The 14,854-nt window shown below is 38.6% G+C and carries 13 protein-coding genes; 10 read left to right on the plus strand and 3 right to left on the minus strand.

All coding sequences use genetic code 11. The annotated features are described in order from the left end of the window. Positions 1–40: 40 nt before the first annotated feature. From DD649_RS04030 to tus, 3 genes are all read left to right on the plus strand, one after another. Entirely contained in the window at positions 41–1,321 is a 1,281-nt protein-coding gene (locus DD649_RS04030; RefSeq protein WP_294103853.1) for an MFS transporter, read from the plus strand. An 88-nt stretch (positions 1,322–1,409) separates the two neighbouring features. Continuing rightward, on the plus strand, positions 1,410–1,988 hold the full coding sequence (locus tag DD649_RS04035; protein WP_294103854.1) for a lytic polysaccharide monooxygenase: 579 nt from the start codon (positions 1,410–1,412) through the stop codon (positions 1,986–1,988). A gap of 138 nt (positions 1,989–2,126) precedes the next feature. Then, on the plus strand, positions 2,127–3,038 hold the full coding sequence (tus, locus tag DD649_RS04040) for a DNA replication terminus site-binding protein (RefSeq protein WP_294103855.1): 912 nt from the start codon (positions 2,127–2,129) through the stop codon (positions 3,036–3,038). Between the two features lie 80 nt (positions 3,039–3,118). Here the strand turns inward: tus and fumC are convergent, their stop codons facing one another. After that, positions 3,119–4,516, minus strand: a complete 1,398-nt coding sequence (gene fumC / locus DD649_RS04045) for a class II fumarate hydratase (protein WP_294103856.1) — start codon at positions 4,514–4,516, stop codon at positions 3,119–3,121. Between the two features lie 180 nt (positions 4,517–4,696). On the opposite strand from fumC, the gene manA reads away from it, so the two are divergent. The 3 genes from manA to add all read left to right on the plus strand — a co-directional run bounded on the left by manA (position 4,697) and on the right by add (position 8,846). Then, a complete protein-coding gene (gene manA / locus DD649_RS04050) occupies positions 4,697–5,872 on the plus strand; it encodes a mannose-6-phosphate isomerase (protein WP_294103857.1) in 1,176 nt (391 codons plus the stop codon). Positions 5,873–5,985: 113 nt separating this feature from the next. Beyond that, positions 5,986–7,635 carry a YdgA family protein gene (locus DD649_RS04055; RefSeq protein WP_294103858.1) on the plus strand — a complete coding sequence of 550 codons (1,650 nt, stop codon included), beginning with the start codon at positions 5,986–5,988 and terminating at the stop codon, positions 7,633–7,635. Between the two features lie 209 nt (positions 7,636–7,844). Then, a complete protein-coding gene (gene add / locus DD649_RS04060; protein ID WP_294103859.1) occupies positions 7,845–8,846 on the plus strand; it encodes an adenosine deaminase in 1,002 nt (333 codons plus the stop codon). A gap of 197 nt (positions 8,847–9,043) precedes the next feature. Here the strand turns inward: add and DD649_RS04065 are convergent, their stop codons facing one another. Continuing rightward, positions 9,044–10,021, minus strand: a complete 978-nt coding sequence (locus DD649_RS04065; RefSeq protein WP_294103860.1) for a bile acid:sodium symporter family protein — start codon at positions 10,019–10,021, stop codon at positions 9,044–9,046. A gap of 56 nt (positions 10,022–10,077) precedes the next feature. Then, entirely contained in the window at positions 10,078–11,121 is a 1,044-nt protein-coding gene (locus DD649_RS04070; RefSeq protein ID WP_294103861.1) for an oxidoreductase, read from the minus strand. A gap of 161 nt (positions 11,122–11,282) precedes the next feature. On the opposite strand from DD649_RS04070, the gene DD649_RS04075 reads away from it, so the two are divergent. From DD649_RS04075 to rsxC, 4 genes are all read left to right on the plus strand, one after another. After that, complete coding sequence (locus DD649_RS04075) at positions 11,283–11,723, plus strand: DUF2569 domain-containing protein (protein WP_294103862.1); 441 nt, start codon at positions 11,283–11,285, stop codon at positions 11,721–11,723. Positions 11,724–11,811: 88 nt separating this feature from the next. Next, entirely contained in the window at positions 11,812–12,393 is a 582-nt protein-coding gene (rsxA, locus tag DD649_RS04080; protein ID WP_294103863.1) for an electron transport complex subunit RsxA, read from the plus strand. Then, on the plus strand, positions 12,393–13,007 hold the full coding sequence (rsxB, locus tag DD649_RS04085; protein ID WP_294103864.1) for an electron transport complex subunit RsxB: 615 nt from the start codon (positions 12,393–12,395) through the stop codon (positions 13,005–13,007). Before rsxA ends, rsxB begins: the two co-directional genes overlap by 1 nt. Then, positions 13,000–14,854, plus strand: a 1,855-nt coding sequence (rsxC, locus tag DD649_RS04090; protein WP_294103865.1) for an electron transport complex subunit RsxC, incomplete at its 3' end; no start/stop codon positions are given. The genes rsxB and rsxC, both read left to right, overlap by 8 nt.

Consider the following 14,854-nt stretch of genomic DNA (forward strand, 5'->3'; position numbering starts at 1 on the left):
GAAATCAAATGATATGAGGTTGATCAGACAAGGAATATTCATGGAACAATCATCAAATAGTCTAATTTCCGACCAATCAGTCGATGAAAAACATTCAGTTAATGATTTTGACGCTGATCAACCTATACCGGTCCCCCCCAAAAAGCATTATATACAACGTGATGATGCTTTATATTTACGAGTAACTTTGTCCTTCTTTACCGTAGGGTTTGCAACATTTGCTTTGTTATATTTTGTACAACCTATCTTACCGCTGCTATCTGAAGATTTTAATATTTCGCCAGCAACAGCAAGTTTATCTTTATCTTTAAGTACTGGATTGATGGCATTAGGATTATTGATTACCGGGCCAATATCAGATGCTATAGGCCGTAAAAATGTTATGGCTATCTCATTAACTTGTGCTGCTCTTTTTACTTTACTCAGTTCTGTCATGGAAAGTTGGCAGGGTATCTTAATTGTTCGCGCTTTAGTTGGACTCTCTTTGAGTGGTGTTGCCGCCGTTGCAATGACCTACTTAAGTGAAGAAATTCACCCAAGCTATGTTGCGCTTTCTATGGGGCTTTATATTAGTGGCAATTCTATTGGTGGAATGAGCGGAAGACTTATGACGGGTGTGATTGCTGATTTTTATTCTTGGCGAATTGCGGTTGTCATTTTGGGAACATTGGCCTTATTGGCTGCTATCGGATTTTGGCGATTATTACCCCCTTCTCAACATTTTAGAGCTAGCTCCCTTAAACCTAAAAGCTTATGGGTTAACTTGCATCTTCACTTGCGTGATAAAGGGTTACCATGGCTATTTATTGAAGGCTTTGTCTTAATGGGCGGTTTTGTCACCATGTATAACTACATTGGATATCGCCTATTAGCAGAACCTTATAATTTGAGCCAATCTACAGTCGGAATGCTATCGTTAATCTACTTAACAGGTACCTATAGTGCGACTAAAACGGGCAGCCTGACCATAAAATATGGATTCGGTAATATTTTAATCGCATCGCTAGTCTTTATGCTCATTGGGATTTTACTAACATTACACCCTAATATTTGGGTTATTCTTTTGGGCATGACTGCACTGACTACCGGATTTTTTGCTGCGCACTCAGTGGCGAGTAGCTGGGTTGGAAGAAGAGCAAAGCGCGCTCGAGGTCAAGCATCATCATTATACCTATTTAGTTATTATACTGGCTCAAGTGTCGCTGGGACTATCGGGGGTATATTTTGGTCTCAGTATGGTTGGAATGGCGTTGCTATTTTTATAGCGGCTATGTTGCTACTTGGCGCCATGATTGCTTATAAATTAAAAATTAACTGCTAACCTATCATTTGCTACTGATAAAAAATGAAATTTATCTATTCTCATCATTAATAGACTCTATATTTTCTATAAATGATGAGGATATTCAATGAAACAATTTCTGTTACTTCCATTATTGCTGTGTTGCAGTTTTTTGGTTTGGTCTCACGGGTATGTTGAATCCCCAGCGAGCCGAGCATATCAATGTAAATTAAAAAATAATATTGACTGCGGCCCTGTGCAATATGAGCCACAATCAGTCGAGGGCTTAAAAGGGTTCCCCCAACAAGGGCCTGCTGATGGGCATTTAGCAAGTGCAGGCATAGCTAGATTTTATCCAATTGATTTACAAGAAACTTCTCGTTGGAAGCATAATAAAATAAATCAAAGCAATGTCGATTTTTATTGGCGGCTTACTGCTGTACATAAAACTTCTAAATGGGAATATTTCATTACTAATCCTAATTGGGACGCCAGCCAGCCATTATCTCGAAGTCAGTTTAATTTAACCCCCTTTTGCAAGGTTGAGAAATTAGAAATACCAGAGGCTCAAGTGCATCATCGCTGTGATTTACCAAAGAATTACAATGGTTATCATGTTATTTTAGCGGTATGGACAATAAGTGATACTCAAAACGCATTTTATCAAGCTATTGATATCGATATAAATTACGAACTGTTAAAATAACTCACGACACTTCAGAAACCGTTTATCTATCGGTACTTTCTTTTTAGCCCCCTTTTTTATGGTTTAGCATTGATAATCGTCAATGCTAATGTTACCTTGTTTTTTATCATATACAGAATGTTGTAACTAAATAAAAACATGAATAACAATAAACAAAATTTAATTGATTGTTTCAATCATTTAGAAGCCTACATAAATGAACTCAGTCATTTATTGTTAGCGCAATCTATGTTTACAGCTAATGTATTCCGTTTACCTGAAATACTCAAAGGTGATGAAACCAGTGAAATATCTTCAATATTAGTCGAAAAAGTAACAGGAAAAAAAGCGCTTAATGACATTATCCAGCTAATAAATCTATTATTTATCCATAAAAAATCAGGTCTTGTTAGTAATAAATCTGCGATACGATTACCAGGAGCAATTTGTGTTGAAACATCACCTGCTGGATATCTGCAGTTTGATAAATTAATAACTCAAATTAATTTATTAAAAATTGAAATAAAAAAAATAGTAACTCAACTAGACGAATCACAACGTTTTGATTTTATAAGAGAAAGCCTTCATGGGTTATTAACGCTAAATACTTACCGTACCCTCACCCTACTTTCTGATATTGATACCATTCGCTTTGGTTGGGCAAACAAAAAAGTAATCAATAAAATGACTAAAGAAGAGGTTCTTAATCGTCTGCAAGACAGTTTTGAAAGTGGCCGAGGGCCAAGTGACATTCCTAAAGAACAATGGCAAATACAACTGATGAATGAAATAGCTCTTATTCATTCGCTGCCTCATGATGCCGTTCTAAAAACACAACGCCCCGTTAAAGTTCAACCTATTGCTAGAGTTTGGGATAAGGAACAACAAAAACAAACACAATTTGCTTGTGCTACACCTTTGTTTGTTTTCGCGGTAGACAAAGAGCTTACAGACATTGTTATCGGCGATCTTCCTGATTATCATATGGATAATATTGCTATTCGTAATCGGCCTAAATCAAAACCGGTAGAATTAATTATTCCTCGTCTAAATTTATATATAGAACGCTAATCAGTTAAAGAATAAAAAAACACCTACTGTTTTAAATCAGCAGGTGTTCTAATTTAACAAGCTTTGGTTTTTCCAATAGCTTATGACTTCATGCTACCAACCATGTCTTCAGGACGAACCCAGTCATCAAATTGTTCTTCAGTTAAGTAGTTCAATTTAAGTGCTGACTCTTTCAAAGTAAGCCCTTCTTTATGTGCATTTTTGGCAATTTCAGCTGCTTTGTCATAACCAATATGGGTATTCAATGCAGTGACTAACATCAGTGATTCGTGAAGTAATTTTTCAATACGCTCACGATTTGGTTCAATACCGACTGCACAATGCTCGTTGAAGCTGCGCATACCGTCAGCTAATAAACGAACTGATTGTAAGAAGTTATCAATCAACATTGGGCGGAATACGTTGAGTTCAAAATTACCCGATGCGCCACCGATATTAACAGCAACATCATTACCCATAACTTGAGCACAAAGCATCGTTAAAGCTTCACACTGAGTAGGGTTAACTTTACCTGGCATGATAGAACTACCTGGTTCATTTTCTGGAATTGAAATCTCACCAATACCACAACGTGGACCTGATGCTAACCATCTAACATCATTAGCTATTTTCATTAATGATGCAGATAATCCTTTAAGTGCACCATGTGCATGAACGAGGCTATCGCAGGTTGCCAATGCTTCAAATTTGTTAGGCGCCGTAATAAATGGCTGCCCTGTTAGCTCCGCGATTTTTTTCGCCACACGAACCGCATATTCAGGATGCGTGTTTAATCCGGTACCAACAGCCGTGCCACCTAATGCAAGCTCACATACATGTGGAACTGAATTTTCAATATGCTTTTCACTGTTTGCCAACATAGTTGCCCAGCCAGAAATTTCTTGGCCTAATGTCAGTGGGGTTGCATCTTGTAGATGAGTACGTCCAATCTTAACGATATCTTTAAACGCTTTTGCTTTAGCATCCAATGTTTTCTGTAGGATTCTAAGCTCAGGTAAGAGATGTTCACGAATAGCAACAACTGCTGCAACATGCATTGCAGTAGGAAATACATCATTTGAACTTTGGCTTTTGTTTACATCATCGTTTGGATGGATAAGACGGTCATTCCCTCTTTGTCCACCTAGAATTTCACTACCACGATTCGCTAGCACCTCATTCATGTTCATGTTACTTTGAGTACCAGAACCAGTTTGCCAGATAGCGAGAGGAAATTCAGTTGGATGTTTACCAGCTAAAACTTCATCTGCTGCTGCAATGATGGCATCGCCTCGTTCTTTAACTAATAACCCTAAATCCATATTCACACTAGCCGCTGCTTTTTTAGTGATAGCGAGTGCGTGGATCAGAGCAACGGGCATTTTTTCTACAGATATACGGAAATGTTCTAAAGAACGCTGCGTTTGCGCGCCCCACAATTGGTCAGCAGGTACTTCAATTGGTCCCATTGAGTCTTTTTCAATGCGAGTGGCTGCCATTACTATCTCCTTAGATACATACACAGAATAATTGATTTTAGAATCATCTGCTTGCAGGTAAGCAAATAACCGAGCAGTATGATGCCACAAATTGAATTTCAATTATGAGACTTAGTCGAGCTTATTGTGTTGTTGTAAAAAGGAAATGAGTTGATTTTCTAAAAAGAAGAGAGTTTTGCTATGCTTAAAATGATAAATAAAGTTCAACATTATGATTGGGGTAGTAAAACAGCACTTACTAAGCTGTATGGCATATCGAACCCTAATAATTTACCCATGGCTGAGCTTTGGATGGGTGCTCATCCGAAAGCCAGTTCTGACGTTATTGTTCCTGAATCAAATCAAGTTATTTCGCTTGAAACGCTTATTAGTAGTGATCCTGATAAATATCTAGGAAAAAATATCGCTCTGCACTATGGGCGGTTACCTTATCTATTTAAAGTGTTATGTGCGGCGCAACCTTTATCTGTCCAAGTACACCCGAATAAGACTTATGCCGAGGTTGGTTTTGCAAAAGAAAATGCCGCAGGTATTTCTTTAGACTCCCCTATTCGAAACTATAAAGATGACAATCATAAGCCCGAATTGATTTATGCTTTAACACCGTTTAAAGCAATGAATGCATTTCGCCCTTTGTCAGAAATAGCGCAATTACTTGATTTTGTTTCTGCTGCACATCCTGATATCCAGTTGTTTGTCCAATCACCGAGTGAAGAAAAACTTGCAAGGCTTTTTGCACAAATTCTTAATCTTGCTGGAGAACAAAAAGAACTTGCATTAGGTGTGTTAAAAGCGGCGTTAAATAGTCGTCAAGGTGAACCTTGGAACTCCATTAAACAAATGGTGAGTCTGTATCCTGAAGATAATGGATTATTTTCACCACTTCTTCTTAATGTTGTTGAATTGCAACCCGGAGAAGCAATGTTCTTATATGCGAGAACACCCCATGCTTATTTAGAAGGTGTTGGTTTAGAGGTAATGGCGAATTCAGATAATGTTCTACGTGCAGGATTAACCAATAAACATATTGATATTACAGAACTTATTGCTAACATTGACTTTAAGCCTACCAAGGCTGATGATTTACTGAGCATCCCTGAAAAATATGGAAATATCTGGAAATATAATATTCCAGTAGAAGATTTTTCATTTAATATATATTCTATTAACGATTCGGGAATAGCCGTCGATAACAATACCGCTTCCATACTGTTTTGTATTGAAGGTGAGTTAGTTTTGAGCTCAGGTAATGATATCATCAATATTGGTTCTGGAGAGTCAATATTTTTACCTGCTTATGAGGAAAGTATTTCCATTAAAGGTAATGGAAAGCTTGCCCGAGTATTTAATATTTAGTGTCAAATTCTGTATTTAACCTGTTTTTTATTAGTAATATGAAAACGGTTATATAAAACTTATACAATATTTTAAGGTGCGTTAAAAACGTACTGAAAGGATGGATGTTTATAATGAAAAAGTCATTAGTCGCGATTGGTGTTATCGTTGCTGTAGGTGTGGTATGGACTGGAGCATCATGGTACACAGGCTCAAAAGTTGAAGATGAACTCAATAGAGTAGTTACTAAAACCAACGATTTTTTTGCTGTAAATACCCCTGAAGCGGGCGTGAATTTTAAAGTAGAAAATTACAAACGTGGTGTTTTCTCTTCACAAGCAGATATCGTGATCAGCTCTGCTGACTCAGCAACACCTACAGACGCTATCGTATTTAAAGCCAATATTGACCATGGTCCATTCCCTATTTCTCAAGTTGCTAAATTTAATTTAATGCCAAAACTGGCTGCAACTCATATGGAATTAGCCAACAATGCGACAACTAAAGAACTATTTGAAGCAACTAAGGGTAAACCATTCATTACGGGCACAGCTGTAATTGGTTATTCTAAAAGTATTGATACTAACTTAGAACTTATCCCTGTTGAATATAATAAAGATGATGTTGCATTATCATTCAGTGGTTCTAAATTGGACGTCTCTACTTCAGCTGACCTAGAGTCTGTAGACGCTTCATTAATCACTGACAGTTTGGTGATGGGTAAAACTGATAAATCAGAAACAATGACCTTAAAAGGCTTAAAACTTGTTTCTAATGTGAAAAAATCACAGTACGGTTTCTATACAGGTACACAAGAATTTGTCATTGCAGATACTGATTTCAATATCCCAGAAACTAAATTCTCTTTTAAAGATTTCAAAATTGCTAGTGATACATCCATTAACGGTGAAGATGTTAAAGGTAATGTTTCCTACAGCATCGGCGACTTAAAAGCACTTGGTGAAAACTTAGGTTCAGGCCAGATCACAGTTGCTATTGAAAAATTAGATGCTAAAGCTTTAGGTAAATTTGTTGAGCAATACAACAAAGCTCTTAGCGAAGGTCTAGCAAGTGGTGACCCATCACAAGCAACTGAAAAGTTAGCAATGGAAATGATGAGTACAACACTACCAGAACTAATGAAAAGCAAACCAGTTTTCATTGTTAGTCCATTTACTTGGAAAAACGAAGCTGGCCAAAGTTCTATTGACTTAAACATAACGTTTAATAAATGGAATCAAGACGAAATTACAGCTCTAGCAATGTCTAATAAAGTAGATGAAGCAATTAAACAGCTCATCAGCTCTTTTGACTTTAGCATGAAACTTAATAAGCCAATGCTTATTGAATCAATGACTCAAGTGATGATTTTAGACCAAGGTGTCCCAGTTGATGCTGCCGCTAAAAAAGCAATGAAAGATGAAATCACGACTGAGTTTGCTGGTGTTCAGCAAATGTTAACTTCTGATATGTTCTCTTCTCCGTTTGAAGAAATGTTCATGACAGATGAAGAACGTGCTGCGAAAGCAAAACAGAAGAAATCACCTTGGATGGTCGATAGCGCAACTGACTTAACAATGACGATTAAATTTGCAGGCAATGATATTACTTTTAACCAAGACAAATTCACTTTAGCTGAATTCTTGACTAAAATGAAAGTAATGTCTAACCCAGCTGATGATATGAATTCAGAAGTAGAACCTGCACCAGAAGTACAAATGGAAGCAGAAGGCGCTGAACCTGTTGAAATAGCACCACAAGCGGAAGCAGTTCCTGCTCAATAATTTACTTTTTTCTATAAAGTAATGAATAAAACGCCAGTCATTAATTGACTGGCGTTTTTGTATCTATCGATAATCGCCCTATCATTATGTGACAAACATCTAATTTTTAATGTAACAAATGTATTTATTTCACATATTGCGTGACTCAACATTGATTTTTTTGCAATAACAGCCAATATAAGAATAGAAAATAGATAAGGAGTCACTACGTGATAAATACACGCTTACCTTTAACTGATTTACATCGCCACCTTGACGGAAATATTCGCCCAGAAACGATTCTTTCGCTTGCTGAGCAACACAATATTGAATTGCCTGCATATGAACTAGAAACATTAAGGCCCCATGTTCAAATCATTGGACAAGAGGCGGATCTTGTTGGTTTTTTAGCTAAGCTAGACTGGGGTGTTGCTGTTCTTGCTAACCTAGACGCTTGTAAGCGTGTTGCACAAGAGAATGTGGAAGATGCATTCAGAGCTGGCATCGATTATGCAGAACTACGTTTCTCTCCCTACTACATGGCAATGAAACATCAATTACCCGTTGAGGCAGTCGTAGAAGCCATTATTGATGGTGTTCAAGCGGGTTGTCGCCAATATGACATCAAAATTAATTTAATTGGTATTCTTAGCCGTACATTTGGTCAAGAAGCATGCTCACTTGAACTCGCTGGACTTCTCGCCCATCGTGACAAGTTATGTGCATTAGACTTAGCTGGTGATGAACTCGGTTTTCCCGGTAAATTGTTTGAAGACCACTTTTTAAAAGCTCGAAATACTGACTTAAATATTACCGTTCACGCTGGTGAAGCAGCAGGAGCAAGTAGCATTTGGCATGCGATTAATGAACTTGGTGCACAACGGATAGGTCACGGAGTCAAAGCTATTGAAGATCCATCATTAATGGAATATTTGGCTAAGAATCAAATCGGCATTGAAAGCTGTTTAACCTCGAATATTCAAACTAGCACAGTAACCTCTTTGGCTAATCATCCATTGAAAACATTTTTAGCAAACGGTGTGTTAGCCTCAATTAATACTGACGATCCTGCCGTGCAAGGGATTGAACTTCCTTATGAATATGAAATTGCAGCGCCACAAGCGGGACTTAGTCTCAGCGACATTGAGCAAATTCAACGTAACGGACTCGCAATGGCATTTTTATCAGAAAGTGAAAAAGCAGCATTAATCCAAAAAGTGGCCATACGATAATACCTTCGCTATCTTCAAAACAGGGTGATTTATAAATTATTTCATCCTGTTTAACTCCCCTCCTTAATAAAAATATACACAGATGCTGATGTAATTTAAGTAATTAACAACTTAGCATGTTGTAACTAAAGTGGGATTTTATTCTAAGTTAATAATAACTCACGCGATATTAGCCGAACCATCGCGTGAATTAAATTTTATTTATTCAATAAGCGTTTTGCATACCTTTGCGCTAATACTGCACTCACCATTAGTTGAATTTGATGGAAAATCATTAATGGCAGTAAGATCACCCCAACTGTCGCAGCAGGAAAAAGTACATTCGCCATTGGCACTCCATTAGCTAAACTCTTTTTAGAACCACAAAATACGATGGTTATCTCATCTTCCTTACTAAAACCAAATAAGCGTGCCGCTGTAGTGTTAATAACGATAACAATAAATAAGATCACACAGGTAACGATTGATATCATCAATAATGAAAATGCATCAATCCGTTGCCATATCCCTTCTACCACTGCCTCGCTAAAAGCAACATAAACAACTAATAGTATCGATGACCGGTCAGTGATATTAACTAATTTACGATGACGATTAATCCAATTGGCAATTAATGGGCGCGCTAAATGTCCAACAACAAATGGCAACATTAATTGCATCAGTATCGAGCCAATTGCATTGAGTGTATCAATAGCTTCGCTTCCGTCAGCATCCATTAAAAAACCAACCAGTATAGGTGAGAGAAAAACACCTAAAATACTTGATGCCGATGCACTACAAATAGCAGCAGCAACATTACCGCCGGCAACAGAGGTAAAAGCAATGGCAGATTGAACGGTGGCAGGTAACGCACACAAATATAAAAATCCCATATATACCGTTGGAGACATCCAATCTGGCACCAAAAAGCGTAAACCTAGCCCTATGATAGGAAATAAAATAAATGTACTGGCAAAAACTAATAGATGTAGCTTCCAATGCCCTACACCCGCCATAATTGACTCTCGAGATAATTTAGCACCATGCATAAAAAACAATAATGCTATTGCAGCTGTGGTTAAATATTTAAAGGCTGTCTTAATTTCACCTTCACAAGGAAATAGACTCGCTACTACAACCACACATATCATGATTAACAAAAAAGGATCTATTCTAAACTTCGCTAGTAAATTCATTCTATTATCCAAAAATAAGAGCCTGTTTATCGCAGGCTCTATCATTAAATTAAATCTTAAAAAATGACTTCAATTGTCCGTTTTTCTTTTGCGGAAAGTATACCAGCTTCAATCAATTTCATTATATCAATGGCTTCATTTGGCGTAACTGGGTTTGCTTTACCTAATCGGATAGCATCATGAATTGCCTCATAATAGCCGCCGTAATTGCCCTTTTCATTCGACCACTCTTGAGTAATGAATTCGTCACCTTGTGACAGGGTAACTATTCCTTTGTTTTGATCTTCTCCCCAGCTCTCATCTTGTGGGAATAAACCATTTTTCAAGCAATCTTCTTGCGTATCTAATCCATACTTTACATAACTACCTTTCATTCCATGAATAATATAAATTGGCATGGGGGCTGCTGCGAGTGTAGTTGAATGAAGTACAACTTTTTTATCTGCATACTCAAGCATTGCATGGAAGTAATCCACAGCCTCCGCGCCAGGCCTTATTTTACCCAGATCAACGGTAATACCTTTAGGTTTGCCAAAATACTGTAAGACTTGGTCCAATAAGTGAGGCCCTAAGTCATACCAAATACCCGCTCCCGGAATATCAGCTTCACGCCAGCGTTGTCTTACAACCGGACGAAAACGATCAAAATGTGATTCATAATATTTGATCTCACCGAGACAGCCATCTTGAAGAAGTTTTTTAACGGTACGAAATCCTGAATCCCAACGGCGATTATGATAAATAGAGAGTAATTTCCCCGCTTTTTCTGCTTGCTGTTTTAACTTTAACGCTTCTTCAACATTTAATGTAAAAGGTTTATCGACGACAACATGCTTACCCGCTGCAAGTGCATCACGACTCAGTGGGTAATGAGTGTCATTGGGTGTTGGTATAACAACCAATTCAATTTCAGGATCAGCAAATATCGCTTCTGGCGAAGAAACGACATTAATATTAGGCCAATCTGCTTTTACTTTACTTGGATCACTACTTGAAATCGCGGTTAATTCAAAACCGGCAAGACGGGCTAAAAATGGTGTATGAAATGTTTTACTCGCATAACCATACCCTATAATACCAACTTTAATCGGCTTAGACATATTGACCTCGTAGATGCATTTAACTTAAATAGTCAGAAAAGTATAGATAGCTAAAAAAGTACCATCAGAATGAATTAATTAGCAAATAAATCTATGATAGGATCAAAAAATATCATCATGTTAATATAGCTAACGTTTTACATTAATGGATTTTTAATTTTATGACCTCTGTTTACAACGCTAACCGTATCACTGGCTGGTTACTCGTACCAGCAACTTACCTATTACTCACCTTTTTAGCGGTTTGCAGCATGACAGTGATGTATTTCATTAAACTCTATGAAATAGTAACCACCATTGAAAATTGGACGAATTTCATACCGATGGAATGGTATGTATCTTTTGCCATTTCTATTGCGATGACACTGTTTAGTGTCTATATCCTTCGACTGATGTTTTCACATTCTCGCCATTTTCCACGCCGGTTTATTATTTGGTTGTTGATTTTATTGCTGCTTGGTTTAAAAACTTTTGCATTCTCAACGATTGATGATAAGACCGCATTACAAGTTCTCGCTTGGCCACTATTTGGCGCAGGATTCTTTGTCCCATATTTAAAACGTTCTGTTCGCGTTAAAATGACTTTCACACAAGATCGATAAGCATCACAAAAATAGATTGTTATCATACAGACTGTTTAACTGGCTATAGCCAGTTTTTGTACTTTTATTTCTATTTTCAGGCAATGAAATGACTGACTATCTTCTTCTATTTGTTGGAACGGTGCTGGTTAACAACTTCGTCCTCGTTAAATTCCTCGGCCTATGCCCTTTTATGGGCGTATCAAAAAAACTCGAGACCGCCATTGGAATGGGCTTTGCGACAACATTCGTTATGACACTAGCTTCTATTAGCTCTTGGCTGATGGATACCTTAATTCTTATCCCTCTCGACCTACTCTATTTACGCACCCTCAGCTTTATACTGGTTATCGCAGTTGTGGTGCAATTTACAGAAATGGTTGTTAGAAAAACGAGCCCAACCCTCTATCGTTTACTCGGTATTTTCTTACCCTTGATCACCACAAACTGTGCAGTGCTAGGTGTCGCTTTACTCAATATCAATCAATCCCATAATTTTTTACAGTCAGCAATGTATGGATTTAGCGCAGCAGTTGGCTTTTCTCTTGTTATGGTGTTGTTTGCCGCCATCCGGGAACGCCTTGCTATCGCAAATGTCCCTGCACCATTTCGTGGTTCTTCAATTGGGCTGATTACCGCAGGTCTGATGTCTCTTGCATTTATGGGCTTCAGTGGTTTGGTGAAATTCTAATGATGTCTTTATGGATTGCAATTGGCATATTAGCTGTTTTGGGCCTTATATTTGGTCTGATCCTCGGATATGCATCCCTACGATTTAAAGTTGAACAAGACCCAATCGTTGAAAAGCTCGACGCTATTTTACCACAAAGTCAATGTGGTCAATGTAGCTACCCTGGTTGTCGCCCCTACGCAGAAGCCGTGGCTAATAATGGTGAAATGATTAATAAATGCGCACCGGGTGGTGAGCTTGTCATGCTCAAAATTGCAGAACTAATGAATGTTGATCCTCAACCTATTGATGGTGATGACTCAGCGCTAAACCCTATTCGTAAAGTTGCCATTATTGATGAAGAGAATTGCATCGGTTGTACGAAATGCATTCAAGCCTGTCCTGTTGATGCTATTGTTGGTGCAACACGCGCCATGCATACAGTAATTGAAGATTTGTGTACTGGTTGCGACCTCTGCGTTGCGCCTTGCCCAACTGATTGTATTGAGCTGGTCCCTGTGAAAACGACTACCGCAAACTGGAAATGGGATCTTAACTCGATCCCTGTTAAAAATATTTCTGTGGAACCTCTAGAACAACGCCAAATATTAACTAGAGGTGAGTCACATGTTTAAGCTTTTTAGCTGGCTAAAAAACGATGATATTTGGGACTTTAAAGGTGGTATTCATCCACCTGAAATGAAATTGCAGTCAAGTAAAGTGCCTATGCGCATTGCCTCTGTTCCTGATGAAATCATCATTCCTTTACAACAACATTTAGGCCCTGAAGGTGAATTAATTGTTACTGTCGGCGCCCATGTTTTAAAAGGACAGCCTTTAACGAAAGGATTGGGTCGAACAGTTCCGGTTCATGCCTCAACATCCGGTACGATTACGGCCATCGAGCCAATGGTTACGGCCCATCCATCAGGTCTTAAAGAACTTTGTGTTCGAATTAAATCAGATGGAAATGATGAGTGGTGCCCACTCTTCCCAGAAAAGCATTATGAACAACTTACTACGGCCCAATTACTACTAAAAATTGAGCAAGCTGGTATTGCCGGCCTTGGTGGTGCAGGGTTCCCTACCGCATCAAAACTTGCCGGTGGGCAAGATGCTATTAATACATTGATTATCAATGCTGCTGAATGTGAGCCTTACATTACAGCAGATGATAGATTAATGCAGGAACATGCAATTGAAGTGATTGAAGGATGCCGAGTTTTACAACACCTTTTAAATCCTGACCAAGTATTAATTGGTATTGAAGATAATAAACCTGAAGCTATTGCGGCGTTAAAACACGCTATCACTAAGCGAGACAATAAAATACTCGTTAAAGTTATCCCGACAAAATATCCCTCAGGTGGCGCAAAACAATTAACTAAAATACTAACAGGTAAAGAAGTCCCTTCGGGGGCTCGTTCTTCTCAAATTGGTGTTTTAATGCAAAATGTCGGTACTGTCGTTGCCATTAAGCGCGCAGTAATTGATGGACAGCCATTAATTGAGCGCGTCGTCACTGTCACCGGTGAAGCTATTCAAAAACCAGGCAATTTTTGGGTTCGACTTGGGACTCCTGTAAAATATCTTCTTGAACAATCTGGGTTTATACCCGAGATAGAACAAATGGTGATCATGGGTGGTCCACTCATGGGCTTCACCCTGCCTGACTTAAATGTGCCAGTCGTTAAAATTTGTAATTGCCTTTTAGTTCCAACAATGGAAGAAGTTGGCCAAAAAGCATTAGAAGAAGCCTGCATTCGCTGCGGACTCTGTGTTGACGCCTGTCCCGCTGCATTACTACCACAACAGCTATACTGGTTTAGTAAAGGAAATGAGCACGAGAAAGCGCAAAAACATAACTTATTCGATTGTATTGAATGTGGTGCTTGCGCTTATGTTTGCCCAAGTAATATTCCTTTAGTGCAGTATTATCGCCAAGAAAAAGCAGAAATCCGTGAACTCACCCAAGAAGAGCGCCGTTCTGCTGAGGCTAAATTGCGTTTTGAAGCTAAACAGCAGCGTATGGAGCGAGATAAACTTGCTCGTGCAGAGCGCCATAAAAAAGCAGCTGTACAAGTTGATGACATAAATAACGATGCTGTTAATGCTGCATTGGCAAGAGTTAAAGCCAAGCAAAAGCTTTCCAATGAACCTATCAAAATTATTTCTGGTGAGCTACCGGATAACAGTGCGGTCATTGCCGCTAGAGAAGCTCGCAAAGCACAAGCTCGAGCCAAACAAGCCGAAAAAATGGCAAATGAACAATTGAGCTCCCCATCTCTAGATATCAATGAAGATCCTAGAAAAGCTGCGGTAAATGCAGCACTTGCGCGTGCGAAAGCCAAAAAAGCGGCACAAGAACAATCTCAACCTGAATCGATAGCCACGGAAACAGTAACAACAGCAACCGAAACGGAAGCTGACCCACGCAAAGCGGCAGTCGCAGCTGCGATTGCGCGTGCAAAAGCCAAAAAAG

This window comes from Providencia sp., assembly GCF_003533305.1.
Lineage (GTDB): Bacteria > Pseudomonadota > Gammaproteobacteria > Enterobacterales > Enterobacteriaceae > Providencia.